Origin of the sequence: Azospirillum sp. TSH100, from assembly GCF_004923295.1 — a bacterium.
In the GTDB taxonomy this organism is placed as follows: Bacteria; Pseudomonadota; Alphaproteobacteria; order Azospirillales; family Azospirillaceae; genus Azospirillum.
Window position 1 is genome coordinate 959,790 of sequence record NZ_CP039635.1, and the last position, 18,315, is coordinate 978,104.

Sequence of the window (18,315 nt, forward strand, 5' to 3'; positions counted from 1 at the left end):
CCGTCCTCTCTTCGGAGACCAGTCATCATGGCTTTGTTGCAGCGTGTGGCCGAACAGGGCCGGCGCGTGGTCCGCTTCACCCTCGACGGGCGCCCGGTGGAGGCGCTGGAGGGCGACACCGTCATGACCGCCATGCTCACCAATGGGGAGCGGCTGCGTCGGACCGAGTTCGCCGACAGCCCGCGCGCCGGCTTCTGCATGATGGGCGCCTGCCAGGATTGCTGGGTGCGGACGGAGGAGGGCGAGCGCCTGCGCGCCTGCGGCACCTTCATTGCCGACGGCATGCGCCTGCTGAGCGGCGGGGAGTGGACGTCGTGAGCGAACCGCTCCCCCCCGTCATCGTCGGTGCCGGTCCGGCCGGCATCCGCGCGGCGGAACGGCTGGTCGCCGCCGGCCTGCGTCCGGTGGTGGTGGACGAGGCGGCGCGCTGGGGCGGCCAGATCTATCGCCAGCCGCCGGACGGCGGTTTCGTCCGCCCGAAGACCGCGCTTTATGGGTTCGAGGCCGGCAAGGCCGATGCGGTCCACCGCGCCATGGCGGCAATCCGCGACCGCGTCGACTACCGCCCGCGCACGCTGGTGTGGAACTGCGAGGCTGGCGCTCTCGACCTGCTGAGTGACGGGGCGAGCGAGACCTTGCCTTTCAGCCATCTGATCCTGGCGACAGGCGCCACCGACCGCGTGCTGCCCTTCCCCGGCTGGACCCTGCCCGGCGTCTTCACGCTCGGCGGATCGCAGGTGGCGCTGAAGTTCCAGGGCTGCGCCGTCGGCCGGCGGGTGGCCTTCCTCGGCACCGGGCCGCTGCTCTATCTGGTCGCCTACCAGTATCTGAAGGCCGGGGTCGAGGTGGCGGGGGTGTTCGACACCACGCCCTTCATTGCCCAGGCCCGCGCCACCGCCGGCATGCTGCGGGATCCGGCGACTCTGGCGAAGGGGCTGCTGTTCGTCGGCTGGCTGCGCGCCCATGGTGTGCCGATCCACAATGGCGTCCGCCCGGTGCGTGCCGAAGGAGCGGAACGGGTCGAGGCGCTGGTCTGGCGCGATGCGCGCGGGCAGGAGCGGCGCACGGTCTGCGACTCTATCGCTTTCGGGCTGGGCTTGCGGTCGGAAACCCAACTCGCCGATCTCGCCGGCTGCCGTTTCCGCTTCGACGAGGCCGACCGGGCGTGGCTGCCGGAGCGGGACGGGGCAGGACGCAGCTCGGTTGCCGGCGTCTATCTGGCCGGTGACGGCAGCGGCATTGCCGGTGCCGATGCGGCGGAACTGGCGGGGGAGCGCGCGGCGCTGACCCTGCTGGAGGATCGCGGGCTGCCGGTGGACGGAAAGCGGATGAATGAGCTGGACGGTCGGCTCGCCCGCATCGCCGCCTTCCGCCGGGCCCTGAACGCGGCCTTCCCCTTCCCAACGGACTGGGCCGACGCGATTGCCGACGACACCATGATCTGCCGCTGCGAGGGCATCACCGCCGGTGCGGTGCGCGAGGTCGCCCGCAGCGGACAGGCCCGCGAGATGAACCGCGCCAAGGCATTGACCCGCGCCGGCATGGGCCGCTGCCAGGGCCGCATGTGCAGCGCCACCACGGCGGAACTGCTGTCCCGTACGCTCGGCACCGGCCCGGATGGGGTGGGGCGCCTGCGGGCGCAGCCGCCAATCAAACCCCTCCCCATCGCGACGATTATCCCCTCTCCCCCCCGGGGAGAGGGTGAGGGGGATGCATTGCGAGGATCTGGTCGGTCGGACGCACCGTTCCAACCTGCCATAAGCGCTCTGCCGCGCGTCCCCCTCACCCAACCCTCTCCCCGGGGGGGAGAGGGCTCCAGCGGCAGGGAGGTCGCGTGATGCGGGAACGGATCGACTGCGACGTCGCCATCGTCGGCGGCGGAATCGTCGGCGGGTCTGCGGCGCTGTTCCTGCGGCAGGCCGGCCTGTCGGTCACGCTGCTGGAGCGCGACTGGTGCGGCGCCAAGGCGAGCGGCGTCAATTTCGGCGGCGTGCGCCGGCAGGGCCGCCCGCTGGAGCAGCTGCCGCTGTCCCAGCGCGCCCACGCCATCTGGGGCCGGTTGCCGGAGCTGCTGGGCACCGATGCGGAATACATCCGCTCCGGCCATCTGAAGCTGGCGCGGAGCGAGCCCGACCTTGCGTCCCTGATCGACTACCGGGAACGCACCCAGGGCTTCGGCCTCGGGCTGGAGATCATTGTCGGCGAGGAGTTCCGACGGCGCTGGCCGGCGCTGGGCGACCGGGCCATCGGCGGATCGCTCTGCCCGGAGGACGGCCATGCCAACCCCCGTTTGGTCTCCCCCGCCTTCGCCCGTGCCGCGGCGAAGCTTGGCGCGGTGGTGCGCGAACAGACGCCGGTCGACCGGGTGGAGAAGGACGGCGACCGCTTCGTCCTGCTCAGCGGCGACGCTTTGGAGGTCCGCGCCCGCTTCCTGCTGAACACCGCCGGGGCGTGGTCCTGGCGGGTGGCGGAAGCCTTCGGCGAGCCGGTGCCGCTGGAATCGCTCCACCCCAACATGGCGGTGACGGAGCCGCTGCCCCGCTTCCTCGACGTCAACATCGGGGTGGAGGGCGGCGGCGTCTATGGCCGGCAGGTGCCGCGCGGCAACATGGTGGTCGGCGGCGGGCGCGGCTTCGCGCTGGACGCCGACCGCGCCCGACCGCAGCGCGACGCCGTGCTGACGCTGATGCGCGACGCGGCGGAGCTGTTTCCGCAACTGCGCCACGCCCACGTCATCCGCTGCTGGACCGGGGTGGAGGGCTACACGCCCGACCGCAATCCGATCATCGGCCCCAGCCGCACCACGCCCGGCCTGTTCCACGCCTTCGGCTTCTCCGGCGCCGGCTTCCAGATCGGCCCCGGTGTCGGCCAGACGCTGGCCGAACTGGTGGTCACCGGCGAGACGCCGATGCCGCTGGAGCCCTTCCGCATCGACCGCTTCACACCGACCGCTTAAGAACCCACCCCTTGGCCCCTTGGAGGACGTGCATGCCCACCTTGCGTTCCCTGTCGCTCACCGGTCTCGCCACGGTTGCCATCACGGCCGCCGCGGCGCTGTCCACCCCCGCCGCCGCCCAGACCAAGACGGTCTATATCGGCATGAATGGCGGCACGATGGAGAAGACCTACACCGAGAACGTCTTCCCCGCCTTCGAGAAGGCGACCGGCATCAAGGTGGTGGTGGTCCCCGGCACCTCGTCCGACATCCTGGCCAAGCTGCAGGCGCAGAAGGACAATCCGCAGATGCACGTCGTCTTCCTGGACGACGGGCTGATGTACCGCGCCATCGGCATGGGCCTGTGCCAGAAGATGGACAGCTCGCCGGTGTTGAACGACGTCTATCAGTCCGCGCGGCTGAAGGGCGACATGGCGGTCGGCGTCAACATGGGCATGACCGGTCTCGCCTATAACAAGGCGATGTTCGACGAGAAGGGCTGGGCGCCGCCGACCAGCTGGATGGATCTGGCCGACCCCAAGTACAAGGGCAAGATCGTCGTCCAGTCGGCCGCCAGCAGCTCCTTCGGCCTGCATGCCTTCCTGATGTACAACCGCATCAAGGGCGGCACCGAGGCCAACGTCGATCCGGGCTTCACCACCTGGCGCAAGACCATCGGCCCGAACGTGCTGGAATACATCCCCAGCTCCGCGAAGATCGCAGAGATGGTGCAGACCAACGAGGCGGCCATCTTCCCGCTGACCCCGACCGGCGTCGGCAGCCTGAAGGCCAAGGGCATCCCGGTGGAATACGCCCAGCCCAAGGAAGGCTCGGTCGTGCTGATGGTCGGCGAATGCGTCGTCGCCAAGAACCCGGACAACGAGGCCGCCCAGAAGCTCGCCGCCTATCTGCTCGGGCCGGAGGCGCAGCTCGCCGCCCTGCAATATGGCGCGCAGATCCCGTCCAACACCAAGGTCACCCCGCCGGCCGAGGTCGCCGACGACATGAACAAGTTCCAGGGCTACATGAAGAACGCCGTGACGGTGGACTGGGACGTCATCAACGAGAAGCGCCCGGACTGGAACCAGCGCTGGAACAAGGAAATCGAGCGGTAATCAGGACATGAAAAAGGGGGCGGGAACGCCCCCTTTTCTCTCTGTCGGACCTTTTCGCCGGACCTTTTCGGTGGGGGCTTACTCCGCCGCCACCGCGGCGCGGCGCTGGGCGTCGCGGGACTGGCGGCCCGCCTTCAGCTTCTCCGACAGCAGGAAGGCCAGCTCCAGCGACTGGCTGGCGTTCAGGCGCGGATCACAGGCTGTGTGGTAGCGCAGAGCCAGATTGTGATCGGTGATCGCCTGGGCGCCGCCCGTGCATTCCGTCACATCCTGGCCGGTCAGCTCGAAATGCACGCCGCCAGCATGGGTGCCCTCGGCCTGATGCACCTCGAAGAAGCCGCGCGCCTCGGCCAGCACCCGCTCGACGGGGCGGGTCTTGTAGCCGGTGGTCGACTTGATCGTGTTGCCGTGCATCGGGTCGCAGGACCACACCACCGTGCGGCCTTCGCGCTGGACCTTGCGCAGCAGCGGCGGGAACTTCTCCGCCACCTTGTCGGAGCCCATGCGCACGATCAGCGTCAGACGCCCGGCCTCGTTGGTCGGGTTCAGGATGTCGATCAGGCGGATCAGCTCGTCCGGGTCGGTGGTCGGGCCGCACTTCAGGCCGATCGGGTTCTTCACGCCGCGCAGGAACTCGACATGGGCGCCGTCGGGCTGGCGGGTGCGGTCGCCGATCCACAGCATGTGGGCCGACACGTCGTACCAGTCGCCGGTGGTGCTGTCGACGCGGGTCAGCGCCTGCTCGAACGGCAGCAGCAGCGCCTCGTGGCTGGTGAAGAAGTCGGTCTCGCGGATCTGCGGCGTGGTTTCCGCAGTGATGCCGCAGGCGGCCATGAAGGCCAGCGTCTCGTCCAGTCGGGTGGCCAGCTCCTGGAAATGCTCGCCGGCCGGCGACTTCTCGACAAAGCTCAGCGTCCACTGATGGACCTTGTGCAGGTCGGCATAGCCGCCCTGGGCGAAGGCGCGCAGCAGGTTCAGCGTCGCGGCGGCCTGGGTGTAGGCCTGCATCATGCGTTCCGGGTCGGGAACGCGGGCGTCGCTGGTGAAGTCGAAGCCGTTGATGATGTCGCCGCGGTAGGACGGCAGCTCCACCCCGTCGATCGCCTCCATGTCGGCCGAGCGCGGCTTGGCGAACTGGCCGGCCATGCGGCCGACCTTGATGACCGGGATCGAGGCGCCGAAGGTCAGCACCACGGCCATCTGCAGCAGGACGCGGAAGGTATCGCGGATGTTGTTGGGGTGGAACTCGGCGAAGCTCTCGGCGCAGTCGCCGCCCTGCAGCAGGAAGGCCTGGCCGGCGGCGGCCTCGGCCAGCTTGGCCTTCAGCCGGCGGGCCTCGCCGGCGAAGACGAGCGGCGGATAGGAGGACAGACGCTGTTCGACCGCCTCGACCTTGGACTGGTCGGGATAAGTCGGCATCTGCTTCGCCGGTTTCGTCCTCCAACTGGCGGGTGTCCAACGCTCGACCATGACGCGCCTGCTCTTCCTTGACGATTGCGGAACGGGGGCCGGGCGGGCGGCGAACGACCGGCGGCGAAACCCGTGGGGGGTACTCTATAGCGCGACTCGCGGTAACTTTTCCACAGTTTCGGCCGGCATCCCGGCAATGCTGTGCCGCCGGGATATGCCGCCTGCCACCGGGGGTGATTTCAGATGAAAGGAACTTCGCGTCGACCTGAAATATATGGGCTGTTGGCGGCAGGCGCGTGCCGCCGCTATACATCGAAGGAGACCGACCAAGCGCCTGAGAGGAGCCTCCCCGGTGAAAGCGACATCCTGGCAGGCGGAACGCCTGTCTTCCTGGGGGCAGGCCCTTGCGGTTTACCGCGACCCGCGCGTGCTGGCGATCCTGTTCCTTGGCTTTTCCGAAGGGCTGCCGCTGGCGCTGACCGGAGGGACGCTGAATGTCTGGCTGACCGAGCAGGGCGTCAGCCGGACCAACATTGGGCTGTTCGCGCTGGTCACCATGCCCTATGCGCTGAAATTCCTGTGGGCGCCGCTGATCGACCGGCTGCGGCTGCCGGTGATGACGCGGCTGTTCGGGCGGCGGCGCGGCTGGGCGCTGACGGCGCAGGCGGCGCTGATGGCGGCGCTGCTGGGGCTGGGCAGCACCAGCCCGGGGCAGGATCTGTGGTGGACGGCGATGTGCGCCGTGCTGGTCGCCTTCTGCTCCGCCAGCCAGGACATCGTCGTGGACGCCTATCGCGTCGAGGTGCTGGAGGAGCATCAGCAGGCGGCTGGTGCTGCGGTGCTGGTGCTGGGCTATCGCTTCGGCATGATGGCGGCGGGGGCTGGCGCCCTCTATGTCGCGGAGTTCTGGGGCTGGCGCACGGCCTATGAGGTGATGGCCGGGCTGGTCCTGGTCGGCATGGCGACCATCCTGCTGTGCCGCGAGCCGAAGGAACCGCCGCCGAACGCCCGCGAAAAGCTGATCGCCGAATGGCTGTCGCATCGGCCCCACCTGTCGGGCCGCAGCGCCGTGGTGCTCGCCTGGATTTACGGTGCGGTGGTGGCGCCCTTCGCCCAGTTCATGGAGCGGCGGGGCTGGGTGGTGATCCTCGCCTTCATCGCCAGCTACAAGTTGGGGGAGGTGCTGGCCGGCCAGATGTCCTCGACCTTCTACATCAGCCTGGGCTTCACCAAGGCGGAGATCGCCACGGTCAGCAAGCTGTTTGGCCTGTGGGCGACGATTGCCGGCGGCCTGCTGGGCGGCTTGCTGGTGGGGAAGGTCGGGATGCTGCGCGGCCTGATGGTTGGCGGCATCCTGCAGATGGTGTCGAACTTCGGCTATGTCGTGCTGGCCTGGAGCGGCAACGACGTGTCGATGCTGGCGGTCACCGTGGCGGTGGAGAATGTCTGCGCCGGCATCGCCACCTCGGCCTTCGTCGCCTATCTGTCCAGCCTGTGCAACGTCGCTTACACCGCGACCCAGTATGCGCTGCTCTCCAGCCTGTACAAGCTGGGCGGCGACCTGTTCGGCGCCTCCTCCGGCTGGCTGGCGGAGCGGATGGACTGGGTCAGCTTCTTCCTGCTGTCGATGGCCGGCGCCGTCCCGGCGCTCTGCCTGCTGGTCTGGCTGATGGGCCTGCACCGGCGCGAGGAAGAGGCCGCCGTCCCCGCGCAGTGACGGGGACGGCTTTGCCGGAACAGCCTGTCAGCCCCCGGTGGTGGACTTGGTCTTGCCGGCGCCCGGCCCGGCGCCCAGGTCGGCGCCGGTCAGAGGATCGGCGTCCGGCTTCGACATGGTGCGGGCGGCCACGGCATTGACCGCCGCCAGTTCCGACGCGGCGAGCTTCACCGTCGGATTGCCGTCGCCGCCGTTGACCGGGGCGTCGCCCATCTTGACGTCGACGAATTCCCACTGGGCGCCCTGGTTCCAGGGGCCGCGCATGTCGCCCTCGCCCTGGCTCATGTTGTAATACTTGTCGGTGTATTCCGGCTTGCCTGGCAGCTTGCCCGGCGGGAAGTTGTTGTCGATGGCGTAAAGCGCCTTCTCGAAACTCTTCTGGTGTGCGATTTCTCGGGTCATCAGGAAGCCCAGCGCATCCTTCACGCCGGGATCGTCGGTGACGTTGATCAGGCGCTCATAGATGATCTTGGCGCGCGCCTCCGCGGCGACGTTGGAGCGCAGATCGGCCGTCGGCTCGCCGATGCTGTCGATGTAGCCGCCGGTCCACAGCTGCCCGGCGGAGTTCACCAGGGCCGGACCGCCGCCATAGAGCAGCGACAGAGTGTGGCTGCCGTTGCCCTGCGTGATGTTGGCATAGAGGTCGGCGGTCGCCTCCGCCCCCTCGGCCAGCTTGCCCTTGGCGCCCTTGGTCAGCATGGCGACGATGGAGCCGATCACCTCAAGGTGGCTCAGTTCCTCGGTCGCGATGTCGATCAGCATGTCCTTGCGGCCCGGATCCTCATCGGCCAGACCCTGGGTGAAATAGCGCATGGCCGCGGCCAGTTCGCCCTGCGGGCCGCCGAACTGCTCAAGCATCAGGCTGGCGAGCACCGGATTCGGCTCAGACACGCGGACCGTGTACATGAGCTTTTTGTTGTGCATGAACATGCGAGGGATTCCTCCTGCGTCAGATGGCCCGCTTTGCAGGGGCCGCGGATCGGTGCGACCGGGTCCGGACCGGATCGCTCCCTGCCCTCAACCGAGGATCTTTAGAAGCGTTCCAGGAGAAATGCCTGTATCGGAGTGTTTGACGGATTGATCCTAACGGTGGCCGCACCCATTGCCTTCCGTGCGGATTTGGCAAGGCCAGCGGGGCGCCCGCAGATGTCGGACGCCCCGCTGGCCTTGCCGTTTCGGTTACTGTGCCTGGGCGCGGCAGGCTTCCAGGGCGGAAATCGCCTTGCGGGTGTCGTCGAGGTAATAGGTGTAGGCGTAATCGTCACTCTTGCCGTCGATTTCCATGTAAAGTTCACGGCCGTTCATCAAGGCGTCGACCACCTTGGAGGTTGCCGGGATGCCGACCACGGCCATCGTCTTGTCGATGGCGGCACCCGGAATCTTGTCGCTCCACTTCTTGTCGACCGACAGGGAGATGGTGAGGTCTTCCTTCTCCTTCAGCTTCCAGGCGGAATCGCCGAAAATCAGCACCATCGCCTGCCCCTTGTTCGTGTAGGCGAGGGCGATGGTGGCGGTATCCTTCGTTTCGGTCTTCCATTCCTGGCTGATGGCGCAGTCCTTGTCGATCTTGACGTCCCACACGCCGATCTTGGTCTGGGCCTGAGCCGCACCGACAGAGGCGAACGCCGCAATGCAGGCAGCCGCTGCAAAAATTCCGCGCATGTTTCGAACCATTCCCTGGGAAAATTATATGTACCACTATGGTAGGTATTACAATCGGGATAGGTCCAGGGCTTTTTCTGACTCTTCACGGTGAAAAGCAATGGAACCATGAGCGGGGAGCTCCGCCCATGGTTCCACGCGGTGCAACCACCCGTTCAGATCTTCTTTTCCGGCTCCGCCTTCTCGCGCATCAGGACGAATTCCTCCGCCGTGGAGGGATGCAGGGCGATGGTTCGGTCGAAATCGCGCTTGGTGGCGCCGCAGTTCAGCGCGATGGCCAGCGCCTGCATCATCTCCGGCGCGTCCATGCCCATCATGTGGCAGCCCAGCACGCGCTGGCTTTCGCCATCCACCACCAGCTTCATCAGCACCCGCTCGTCCCGACCGGACAAGGTGTGCTTCATCGGGCGGAAGCCCGCCTTGTAGATGTCGATCTGAGGGTATTTGGCGCGGGCCTGCATCTCGGTCAGGCCGACGGTGCCAAGCGGCGGCAGCGAGAACACGGCGGTCGGCACGTTGTCGTAACCGATGCGCATCGGGTTGTCGTTGAACAGCGTCTCGGCCAGTGCCCGACCCTCGGCGATGGCGATCGGGGTCAGCGCCATGCGGTCGGTCACATCGCCGATGGCATAGATGTTGTCGATGGCGGTGCGCGACCATTCGTCGACCGGAACCGCGCCGGCCTCGTTCGGCGTGATGCCGACCTCCTCCAGGCCCAGATTCTTCGTGTTCGGGCGGCGGCCGGTGGCGGCCATCACCAAGCCGGCCGAATGCTCGCGGCCCATATGGTCGGTCAGGGTATAGCCGCCGGGACCCTTTTCCAGCTTCGCCGGCTTGCAGCGCGAGATGATGTTGACGCCGCGCTTGCGCATTTCCTGTGCCAGGGCGACGCGGATGTCGTCGTCGAAGCCGTTCAGCAGATCGTCGCCGCGGATCATCAGCGTCACTTCGGCACCCAGGCCGCGGAAGATGCTGGCGAACTCCACCGCGATGTAGCCGCCGCCGATGATCAGGACGGAGTGGGGCAGCTTTTCCAGATGCAGCGCCTCGTTGGAGGTCACGGCATGCTCGATCCCTTCGACCGGCGGCAGCGACGGCCAGCCGCCGGTGGCGATCAGGATGTTGCGGGCGGTGTAGCGTTTGCCGTCGACCTCCACCGTGTGGCGGTCGACGATCCGGCCGAACCCCTCATACAGGGTGACGCCGGAATTCTTCAGCATGTTGATGTAGATGCCGTTCAGCCGGTCGATCTCGCGATCCTTGCGCGCGATCAGCGTCTCCCAGTCGAAGGACGCCATCGGCGCGCTCCAGCCATAGCCGGCGGAATCCTCGAAGCCATCGCGGAACTGTGCGGCGTAGACCAGCAGTTTCTTCGGCACGCAGCCGCGGATCACGCAGGTGCCGCCGACGCGGCTGCCCTCGCAGATCGCCACCTTGGCGCCATAGGACGCCGCGCGCCGGCTGGCGGCGACACCGCCTGACCCCGCCCCGATGGTGAAGAGGTCGAAATCGAACTCGGCCACGGCCGTCTCCTTCCGCAACTGGACCCATATCCCACGAATGGTTCCCACGAGCTATCGTGGTCCGGCAGGATATGGGGTGGCAAGGTCCGTTGGGAAGCGCGCCCTCAGCGCAGCAGCATGTCCTGGATCAGCACTTGTCGAAGCTTCAGTGGCCGCATGGTCTTGTTGGCAAGATAGCGCAGCGCGTCCTTGACGTAGACCTGTCCGTCGGCACCGCGCAGTTCAGCCGGGTCGACCTCCAGCAGGCGTCGGCCAATGGCGTCTGCGATGCGCGGCAGGTGCGGCGTGACCGCCTCCATCGGGGTTGCCGGATCGAACTCCAAGACGGCGCGCAGCCGCAGTTCCTGCAGGCGGCGGCCGTCGTTCAGCGTGACGGTCAGGGTGGGCAAGGCGGCATAAACGGCCTGCGACGCCTCGATCCGTGCGGGAGGATGGGCGCCCTGGGCGGGCATCGGACGCAGCAGCAGCGCACCACCGGCTCCGGCACCGGCAAAGGCCAGCATCAATCCCAGCAACGCCAGAATGATGCGGTTTCCGGTTCCCTCGAACGAGGGCAGGGTGCCCTGAATGGGTTCGGCGAACTCCGCTTCGGCGGACATCGCTGCCTTGGTCATTCCGCCCTGCCTGATTGTTGCCGATGAGATGCTGTTGTTACTCTAAAAGCGCGGAAGTGGTAGGTCAAATAAAGGTATTTTATCTGGTTTTTGCTTGGATTGCCGGGGAGAGCGTGGTGTTGAACTTTGGGGCTATGAAGTATTTTTTACCGGTATTTGATCTACTCGACGGATGCGGCCGCCCGCTTTTCCGCATGAAAAATGCAACCCAGCCATCCGCCGCCGGTTGACAGAGTGGGAAGCCTCTTCCCCCGCCCGCCCGGGGCGTATAATGCTGGGATTCCAACACAACCGGCCGGCTGCCCAGTCCGGGGGCCGGACCATCGACGACGAAGCACTGAAACGTCCTGCGCACACATAGGCGCGGATACGTGCAGACACGGGGCGAAAGGCGAGGGTGACGGGTATGAGCGACACCGATAACCGATCAGCTGGCAATCAATCAGCTGGCAGCCGGAAAGCCGGAAATGGGCCGACGGCTCTTCTCCCGCCCTCCGCCGCGGTTCCCGACTGGACGGACACCTATTTCCGCCGCACCAAGGAAGCGGTGGGCAAGTTCGGCGACAAGACCGTCACCTACGCCATCTTCATGCGGCGCCCGGTGGTCTGCGCCCCGCGTCTGGCGGTGGAATGGCTGGAGTCGGTGGCGCGCGAGCGCAACACGACCTTCCAGATCGAGCTGAACTATCCCGAGGGCAAATGGGTCGGCGCCGGCGAGCCGATCATGTACATCACCGGCTCCTTCTACCATCTGGTCGATTGCGAGACGATCCTGCTGCAGAAGCTGGGGCCGGCCAGCGTCGCCGCCTACAACGCCTTCACCATGTGCGCCGACCTGCCGAAGGTCGCATTCCTCGCCATGGATGCCCGCCACTGTGCGGGGACGGAAATGGCGGAGATGATGGCCTATGCCGCCTCCGTCGGCTCCGACCGGGCCAAGCGCAAGGTCGGCGCCAAGGGCTTCGTCGGCAACGCCACCGACGCCACCGCCCCCTATTTCGGGCAGGAGCGCGGCATGGGCACCATGCCGCACGCCCTGATCGGCTATGCCGGCTCGACCGTGCGCGCGGCGGAGATGTTCCACGAGACCTTCCCCGACCTGCCGCTGACCGTATTGGTCGATTATTTCGGCCGCGAGATCACGGATGGGCTGGAGGTCTGCCGCCGCTTCCCGCAGCTGGCCGCCCAGGGCAAGCTCTCGTTGCGGCTCGATACCCCCGGCGGCCGTTTCGTCGAGGGACTGGACCCGCCCGGCTCCTACGCTGTGCTGGAACGCCATGCGCCGCACGCCATCCGCGGCTATCGCGACGAGACGCAGCTGCGCTATCTGATCGGCACCGGCGTGTCGGCCGCCGCGATCCATTACGTCCGCGAACGGCTGGACGAGGCCGGTTTCCCGGCGGTGAAGATCGTCGCCAGCAGCGGCTTCGGCCCGGCCAAATGCCGCCTGATGGCGGAGGCCAACGCCCCGGTGGACGTCATCGGCACCGGCAGCTACCTGCCCGAGCGCTGGACCGAAACCTACGCGACCGCCGACATCATCGAGTATGACGGCGAACGCCGCGTGAAGGTCGGCCGCGAGTTCCTGTTCCGGCGGTAAGCCGCGGTCGCTCCCTCTCCCACCTTGGGAGAGGGAGCGACAGGCTCACCCCAAACGCTTGGCGATCAGCGGCCCGCGCACCGGTGCCGTGTCCGTCACCCTGACCGACGCGCGCAGGCGGCGTTCCGCCTCGTCGGCCTGTGCCTCGGTGCGGGCGTGCAGGATCGCCAGCGGGCGCTCGTCCGGCCCCACCGCGTCGCCCAGCCCGGCCACCTCGTCGAAGCCGACGGCGAAGTCGATGGCGTCGGTCGTCCTGGTCCGCCCGCCGCCCAGCGCCACCACCGCCATGCCGACCCCACGGGTGTCGATGGTTCCGACGAGGCCGGCCCGCTCGGCGAAGACCGGGCGAACGATGGGCGCGCTCTCCAGATGGCGGTCCGGCTGTTCCAGCAGGTCGGCTGGCCCGCCGAGCGCTTCCACCATGCGGGCGAAGCGCTCCGCCGCCGCGCCGCTGGCGATCGAGCGGTCGGCCATGGCCCGCCCGGCCGCGGCATCCGGCGCCAGTCCGGCCAGCGCCAACAGTTCCGCCGCCAGCGCCGCCGTCACCTCATAGAGCCGCGGTTCGGCCGGCTCACCGCGCAGGATGGCGAGGCATTCGCGCATCTCCAGCGCGTTGCCGGCGCTGCGGCCCAGCACCTCGTTCATGTCGGTGAGCAGGGCGACTGCCGGCAGGCCGGCGCCCTTCGACACGGTGACGATGCTGTCGGCCAGCGCCTCCGCGTCCTCAAAGCGCTGCATGAAGGCGCCGCTGCCGAACTTTACATCCATCACCAGCGCATCCAGCCCGGCGGCGAGCTTCTTCGACAGGATCGACGCAGTGATGAGGTCGAGCGACTCCACCGTCGCCGTCACGTCGCGGATGGCGTAGAGCCGCTTGTCGGCCGGAGCGATGTCGTCGGTGGCGCCGATCACTGCGCAGCCGACCTCCTTCACCACCCGGCGCAGCAACTCATTGTCGGGTTTGGCGCGATAGCCGGGGATGCTCTCGAACTTGTCGAGCGTGCCGCCGGTGTGACCGAGGCCGCGGCCGGACACCATCGGCACGAAACCGCCGCAGGCGGCCAGCATCGGCGCCAGGATCAGGCTGACCTTGTCGCCGACGCCGCCGGTGGAATGCTTGTCGATCACCGGACCGGGCAGGTCCAGCGACCGCCACTCCATCACCGTGCCCGAATCGCGCATGGCGCGGGTCAGCGCCACCCGCTCGTCCAGGCTCATGCCCCGGAAGAAGACGGCCATGGCAAAGGCCGACGCCTGGGACTCCGACACCCGGCCATCGGTGATGCCACGGACGAAGTCCTGGATGGTGGCGGCGTCAAGCGGCTGGCCGTCGCGCTTGGCGCGGACGATTTCCTGCGGAAGCATGGTTCAGTACCCTCCCGCCGGAGCCGGTTCACGTTCGCCTTCCTGCTCTCCATGCCCGGCTGCCGCCAGCAGCGAATCGAGCAGGCTGGAGGCACCGAACCGGAAAGTGTTCGGCGTCGCCCAGCCATCGCCCAGGATGCGGTCGGCCAGCGCCAGATAGCGTGCCGCCTCGGCCGTGTCGCGGATGCCGCCGGACGCCTTGAAGCCGACCTGCTTGCCCGATTCATAGATGCTGTCCAGCATCACCGCCGCCGCCGGCAGGGTGGCAGCCGGCTGGGTCTTGCCGGTGGAGGTCTTCAGGAAATCGGCGCCGGCGGCGATGGCGTCGCGCGCCGCCCAGGCCAGCAGGTCGGCGTCGGGGAAGGCCCCCGATTCCAGGATCACCTTCATCAGGGCCTTGTCGCCGCAGGCCTCGCGGCAGGCTTTCACCACATTGATCGGCTGGGTGCGGGCGCCGTCGATGAAGGCCTTATAAGGCAACACCACGTCAATCTCGTCCGCGCCATCGGCGATGGCGCGCCGCGTCTCGGCAGCCACGGCCGCGGCGTCGGCCTCGCCGGTCGGGAAATTGACCACGGTGGCAATCTTGACGGGCGTGCCGTCGAGTGCCTTGCGCGCGGTGGGGACGAAGCGTGCCCAGACACAGACGGCGGCGACCGGCCCCACGGGCGTGACGGCGCGGGCGCAGAGGTCCTGCACCACCCGGTCGCTGTCATCGCCGTTAAGGCTGGTGAGGTCGAGCATGCCCACGGCCCGGCGCGCCAGATCGGCGTTGGACGGGGCGTTGGCGCTGGCGTCGAGCGCGCTTTGCAGGTCGGCAGACAGTTTCATGACCGGGACCCGTCCTTCTCATGCAGGCGTTCGAGGAAGCCGACCAGCAGGCGCTCCAGGTCGGCGGCTGCCGCCGAGGCGGCGGTCAGGGTCTGATGATGGTCAACCGGCCCATCGCCGAGCCCGACGCCCAGATTGGTGACGACGGCGCAGCCGACGACCCGCAGGCCGCAATGACGTGCGATGATGCATTCCGGTACGGTGGACATGCCGACCGCGTCGGCGCCCAGCATCTTCATCATCCGCACCTCGGCCGGCGTCTCGAAGGACGGACCGGGATAGGCTGCGTAAACGCCTTCCGACAGATCGATCGACAGGCCGGCGGCGACATCCTTCAGCAGGGTGCGCAGTTCCGGATCCCAGGCGTCGGTCATGCTGGGGAAACGCTCGCCGAAGACCTCGTCGTTCGGGCCGGTCAGCGGGTTGGCGCCCAGCAGGTTCAGATGGTCGCTGATCGCCATCAGCCGGCCGGGGCCGACCTCCAGCCGGAGCGAGCCGACGGCGGCGGTCAGCACCAGCGTGTCGCAACCGGCCAGCTTCAGCGCCCGCACCGCGGTCTTCAGCGCATCGAAGCCGTTGCCCTCATAGGCATGGACGCGGCCCTGCATGCAGGCGACCTCGACGCCGCCGAGTTGTCCCACCATCAGTCGTCCGGCATGGCCGGAGACGCTGGGGATGGGGAAGCCGGCGATGTCGGTGTAGGGGATGGCGACCGCATCGCCGATGCGGTCGGCGATGCCGCCCAGGCCGGAGCCCAGCACGATCCCGACCCGCGGCCGATGGCCGGGGGCATGGTGAAGGATGTCCGCGGCGGCGCGGGCTGCGGTCATGTCGGGAAACTCCGCTCAGAAGGCTAAATTGGTGGGGCCGAAGGATTCGGGCAACAGGGCTTCCAGTGAGAACGTCCGGCGCAGGCCGGCCGGGTCGCAGATGTGGATCGGCGTTTCCGGTGTCGCGAACTCGCGGATGCGCTGGCGGCAGCCGCCGCACGGTGTGCAGATCTCCTCCGCCCCGGCGTCGCCGCCCATCACGACGATGGCGCGGATGCGGCGGTCGCCGGCGGTGACCATGGCGCCGATGGCGCTCGATTCCGCGCATTGCCCCTGCGGATAGGCCGCGTTCTCCACATTGCAGCCGGCGAAGACGCGGCCCGAGTCGCCTAGGATGGCCGCGCCCACCTTGAATTTGGAATAGGGAGCGTGGGCGTTCTCGCGCGCGGCGCGGGCCGCTTCGATCAGCCGCGACAGCTCTGCCGGCTCGGCCATGGGCTCAGCGCTCCTTGACATAGGGGATGCCGCTCGCCTTCGGGGCGATGGCCTTGCCGACGAAGCCGGCCAGCAGCAGGACGGTCAGCACATAGGGCAGCATCTGGATGAACTGCACCGGGATGACGCCGATGCCCGGCAGGACCACGCCCTGGAGGCGGACCTGCACCGCGTCGGTGAAGGCGAACAGCAGGCAGGCGAACAGGGTCGGACCCGGCCGCCATTTGCCGAAGATCAGCGCCGCCAGCGCCAGATAGCCCTTGCCGGCGGTCATGTCGCGGACGAAACCGGCGCCATGGCCGGTGGACAGGTAGGATCCTGCCATGCCGGTCAGCACGCCGGTGACCAGCAGCGCCTGATACCGCAGCCTCGCCACCGAAAGGCCGGCGGTGTCGACCGCCGCCGGATTCTCGCCCACCGCGCGCAGCCGCAGGCCGAAGCGGGTGCGGTAGAGCACCCACTGGGTGGCGATCACCAGCACCAGCGTCACCCAGATCAGCACATTGTTGCCGTTGAACAGCTCGCGATAGACCGGCCCCAGGAACGGGACGCCGGACAGCGCCTCGACCCCCGGCAGCTCCACCGCGGGGAGACGTGCCTGGTTGGGCAGCAGCGGGGTCTGGCCGCCCTGCTGGAACCAGGCATAGGCCAAGGTCGGGGCCAGCCCGGCGACCAGGATGTTGATCGCCATCCCCGACACCACCTGATTGCCGTTGTGGGTGATGCAGGCGAAGCCATGGACCATCGCCAGCGCCATGCCGGCGGCGATGCCGGCCAGCAGCCCGAGCCAGGGGTTCAGCGTGGTGGAGGCGACGGCGGCGGAGAAGAAGGCGCCGGCCAGCATCTTGCCTTCCAGCCCGATGTCGACCACGCCGGCCCGCTCGCAATACATGCCGGCGAAGGCGGCCAGCACCAGCGGCGTCGCCACCCGGATGGTGGCGCCCAGCAGCTGCAAGGCCAGAAGCAGCGCGTCTTCCATCGCTCAACCCCTTCCCGTCTCGGCGGCGGCAGTGCCGCCGCGGCGGCGGAACAGCGCCTCGACCTGCGGTTTGAACAGGTTTTCCATCGCGCCGGCGAACAGGATGACCAGACCCTGGATGACCATCACCAACTCGCGGTTGATCGTGGGGTATTCGAAGGACAGCTGGCCGCCGCCCTGCGCCAGAACCCCGAACAGCAGTGCCGCCAGAATGATCCCGACCGGGTGGTTGCGCCCCATCAGCGCCACGGCGATGCCGACGAAGCCGACGCCGCCGGTGAAGTTCAGGATCACCCGGTGCTGCACGCCCAGGATCTCGTTCACGCCGACGAAGCCTGCCAAGGCACCCGAGATCAGCATGGCGATGATGATGTTGCGTGCCGGCGAGATGCCGGCATAGACCGCCGCCCGCTCGTTGCGGCCGACTGTGCGCAGTTCGTAGCCCCAGCGGGTTCGGCGCAGGAAGATGTGGAACAGAGCGCAGCAGGCCAGCGCCCACAGGAAGGACAGGTTAAGCGGTGACGCGGGAATCGCGATGCCGAACCAGCCGAGCGCCCGGTCCATCGACGGCAGCCAGACGCCGGGATCGAACTCGCGCGTTTCCGGCGACTGGCTGCCGGGGCGGATCAGCACGTCCACCAGCAGCCAGGTCATGATCGAGGCGGCGATGAAGTTGAACATGATCGTCGTGATGACGATGTGGCTGCCGCGCTTGGCCTGAAGCCAGGCCGGGATGAAGGCCCAGGCGGCACCGAACAGAGCGGACGCCAGCACCGCCAGCAGCGCCACCACCGGCCAGGGCCAGCCGGTCAGCGCCAGCGCCACCAGCCCGGCGCCGAGCCCGCCCAGATAGGCCTGTCCCTCGCCGCCGATGTTGAACAGGCCGCAATGGAAGGCGATGGCGACCGCCAGCCCGGTGAATATGTAGTCGGTGGTGTAATAGAGGGTGTAGCCGATGGCCTCCGGATAGCCCAGAGCCTCCGACAGCAGCAGCGACAGAACGTCCACCGGGTTCTCGCCGATCACCAGGATCACCAGACCCGACAGCACGAAGGCCGCGACGAGGTTGAGAACCGGCAACAGCGCATACCCGACCCAGCCCGGCACGGCGCCCGGCTGACCCTTCCCCGACCCGCTCAGCAGCACCGGCGTCTCCTGGATTGCCCCTTGCCGGCGATTCTTAACCGCCAATGCTCTGCCGACCAAGCGTTTCGTGATGTGGGAAAGCCAGCGGACATCGGGACTTGGAAGCGTCACAAAAGTCTTGCCGCATCGCAGCATTCTGGCATGCTTCTTACC

Annotated in this window: 17 protein-coding genes; 6 read left to right on the forward strand and 11 right to left on the reverse strand. The window is 67.9% G+C overall.

What is annotated here, in order from left to right; translation table 11 throughout:
- Positions 1-27 precede the first annotated feature (27 nt).
- The 4 genes from E6C72_RS16940 to E6C72_RS16955 are packed head-to-tail and all read left to right on the forward strand — an operon-like array spanning position 28 to position 4,050.
- Positions 28-318 carry a (2Fe-2S)-binding protein gene (locus E6C72_RS16940; protein WP_085083858.1) on the forward strand — a complete coding sequence of 97 codons (291 nt, stop codon included), beginning with the start codon at positions 28-30 and terminating at the stop codon, positions 316-318.
- On the forward strand, positions 306-1,838 hold the full coding sequence (locus E6C72_RS16945) for an NAD(P)/FAD-dependent oxidoreductase (protein WP_109086887.1): 1,533 nt from the start codon (positions 306-308) through the stop codon (positions 1,836-1,838). Before E6C72_RS16940 ends, E6C72_RS16945 begins: the two co-directional genes overlap by 13 nt.
- Positions 1,838-2,956 (forward strand): FAD-binding oxidoreductase, encoded by a 1,119-nt coding sequence (locus E6C72_RS16950; protein ID WP_109086888.1) that lies wholly within the window; start codon positions 1,838-1,840, stop codon positions 2,954-2,956. The genes E6C72_RS16945 and E6C72_RS16950 overlap by 1 nt, the downstream gene beginning before the upstream one ends.
- 32 nt (positions 2,957-2,988) lie before the next feature.
- Positions 2,989-4,050 carry an ABC transporter substrate-binding protein gene (locus tag E6C72_RS16955; protein ID WP_109086889.1) on the forward strand — a complete coding sequence of 354 codons (1,062 nt, stop codon included), beginning with the start codon at positions 2,989-2,991 and terminating at the stop codon, positions 4,048-4,050.
- A gap of 78 nt (positions 4,051-4,128) precedes the next feature.
- On the opposite strand, the gene E6C72_RS16960 is transcribed toward E6C72_RS16955, so the two are convergent.
- On the reverse strand, positions 4,129-5,520 hold the full coding sequence (locus E6C72_RS16960; protein WP_109086890.1) for a class II 3-deoxy-7-phosphoheptulonate synthase: 1,392 nt from the start codon (positions 5,518-5,520) through the stop codon (positions 4,129-4,131).
- 292 nt (positions 5,521-5,812) lie between these two features.
- Between E6C72_RS16960 and E6C72_RS16965 the strand changes: the two genes are divergently transcribed.
- A complete protein-coding gene (locus E6C72_RS16965) occupies positions 5,813-7,177 on the forward strand; it encodes an AmpG family muropeptide MFS transporter (RefSeq protein WP_109086891.1) in 1,365 nt (454 codons plus the stop codon).
- Between the two features lie 27 nt (positions 7,178-7,204).
- Here the strand turns inward: E6C72_RS16965 and E6C72_RS16970 are convergent, their stop codons facing one another.
- The 4 genes from E6C72_RS16970 to fliL form a co-directional block, all read right to left on the reverse strand.
- Complete coding sequence (locus E6C72_RS16970; RefSeq protein ID WP_109086892.1) at positions 7,205-8,107, reverse strand: manganese catalase family protein; 903 nt, start codon at positions 8,105-8,107, stop codon at positions 7,205-7,207.
- A gap of 249 nt (positions 8,108-8,356) precedes the next feature.
- The gene (locus tag E6C72_RS16975) at positions 8,357-8,839 is read right to left on the reverse strand and encodes a hypothetical protein (RefSeq protein ID WP_109086893.1); all 483 of its coding nucleotides are present in this window, start codon (positions 8,837-8,839) and stop codon (positions 8,357-8,359) included.
- 155 nt (positions 8,840-8,994) lie between these two features.
- Positions 8,995-10,362 carry a glutathione-disulfide reductase gene (gene gor, locus E6C72_RS16980; RefSeq protein WP_109086894.1) on the reverse strand — a complete coding sequence of 456 codons (1,368 nt, stop codon included), beginning with the start codon at positions 10,360-10,362 and terminating at the stop codon, positions 8,995-8,997.
- A gap of 104 nt (positions 10,363-10,466) precedes the next feature.
- Complete coding sequence (gene fliL / locus E6C72_RS16985) at positions 10,467-10,976, reverse strand: flagellar basal body-associated protein FliL (protein ID WP_109086895.1); 510 nt, start codon at positions 10,974-10,976, stop codon at positions 10,467-10,469.
- A 406-nt stretch (positions 10,977-11,382) separates the two neighbouring features.
- On the opposite strand from fliL, the gene E6C72_RS16990 reads away from it, so the two are divergent.
- Positions 11,383-12,576 carry a nicotinate phosphoribosyltransferase gene (locus E6C72_RS16990; RefSeq protein ID WP_109086896.1) on the forward strand — a complete coding sequence of 398 codons (1,194 nt, stop codon included), beginning with the start codon at positions 11,383-11,385 and terminating at the stop codon, positions 12,574-12,576.
- Positions 12,577-12,621: 45 nt separating this feature from the next.
- Here the strand turns inward: E6C72_RS16990 and deoA are convergent, their stop codons facing one another.
- From deoA to E6C72_RS17020, 6 genes are read right to left on the reverse strand one after another with little or no spacing between them, the layout of a single operon-like run.
- Complete coding sequence (gene deoA, locus E6C72_RS16995) at positions 12,622-13,941, reverse strand: thymidine phosphorylase (protein ID WP_109086897.1); 1,320 nt, start codon at positions 13,939-13,941, stop codon at positions 12,622-12,624.
- A gap of 3 nt (positions 13,942-13,944) precedes the next feature.
- Positions 13,945-14,772 (reverse strand): deoxyribose-phosphate aldolase, encoded by an 828-nt coding sequence (gene deoC, locus E6C72_RS17000; RefSeq protein WP_109086898.1) that lies wholly within the window; start codon positions 14,770-14,772, stop codon positions 13,945-13,947.
- Entirely contained in the window at positions 14,769-15,602 is an 834-nt protein-coding gene (locus E6C72_RS17005; protein ID WP_109086899.1) for a purine-nucleoside phosphorylase, read from the reverse strand. Before E6C72_RS17005 ends, deoC begins: the two co-directional genes overlap by 4 nt.
- Before the next feature lie 15 nt (positions 15,603-15,617).
- A complete protein-coding gene (cdd, locus tag E6C72_RS17010; RefSeq protein WP_109086900.1) occupies positions 15,618-16,037 on the reverse strand; it encodes a cytidine deaminase in 420 nt (139 codons plus the stop codon).
- A gap of 4 nt (positions 16,038-16,041) precedes the next feature.
- Positions 16,042-17,016, reverse strand: coding sequence for an ABC transporter permease (locus E6C72_RS17015; protein WP_109086901.1), 975 nt, complete (start codon positions 17,014-17,016; stop codon positions 16,042-16,044).
- Positions 17,017-17,019: 3 nt separating this feature from the next.
- Positions 17,020-18,162, reverse strand: coding sequence for an ABC transporter permease (locus E6C72_RS17020; protein ID WP_109086902.1), 1,143 nt, complete (start codon positions 18,160-18,162; stop codon positions 17,020-17,022).
- Between the last annotated feature and the right edge of the window lie 153 nt (positions 18,163-18,315).

Coding starts and splice junctions, on each gene's coding strand:
- E6C72_RS16970 (WP_109086892.1), bottom strand. CDS start 8,107: ATGTTCATGCACAACAAAAAGCTCATGTACACGGTCCGCGTGTCTGAG.
- E6C72_RS16950 (WP_109086888.1), top strand. CDS start 1,838: ATGCGGGAACGGATCGACTGCGACGTCGCCATCGTCGGCGGCGGAATC.
- E6C72_RS16975 (WP_109086893.1), bottom strand. CDS start 8,839: ATGCGCGGAATTTTTGCAGCGGCTGCCTGCATTGCGGCGTTCGCCTCT.
- deoC (WP_109086898.1), bottom strand. CDS start 14,772: ATGAAACTGTCTGCCGACCTGCAAAGCGCGCTCGACGCCAGCGCCAAC.
- cdd (WP_109086900.1), bottom strand. CDS start 16,037: ATGGCCGAGCCGGCAGAGCTGTCGCGGCTGATCGAAGCGGCCCGCGCC.
- E6C72_RS16990 (WP_109086896.1), top strand. CDS start 11,383: ATGAGCGACACCGATAACCGATCAGCTGGCAATCAATCAGCTGGCAGC.
- E6C72_RS17005 (WP_109086899.1), bottom strand. CDS start 15,602: ATGACCGCAGCCCGCGCCGCCGCGGACATCCTTCACCATGCCCCCGGC.
- deoA (WP_109086897.1), bottom strand. CDS start 13,941: ATGCTTCCGCAGGAAATCGTCCGCGCCAAGCGCGACGGCCAGCCGCTT.
- E6C72_RS16940 (WP_085083858.1), top strand. CDS start 28: ATGGCTTTGTTGCAGCGTGTGGCCGAACAGGGCCGGCGCGTGGTCCGC.
- E6C72_RS17015 (WP_109086901.1), bottom strand. CDS start 17,016: ATGGAAGACGCGCTGCTTCTGGCCTTGCAGCTGCTGGGCGCCACCATC.
- E6C72_RS16960 (WP_109086890.1), bottom strand. CDS start 5,520: ATGGTCGAGCGTTGGACACCCGCCAGTTGGAGGACGAAACCGGCGAAG.
- E6C72_RS16955 (WP_109086889.1), top strand. CDS start 2,989: ATGCCCACCTTGCGTTCCCTGTCGCTCACCGGTCTCGCCACGGTTGCC.
- fliL (WP_109086895.1), bottom strand. CDS start 10,976: ATGACCAAGGCAGCGATGTCCGCCGAAGCGGAGTTCGCCGAACCCATT.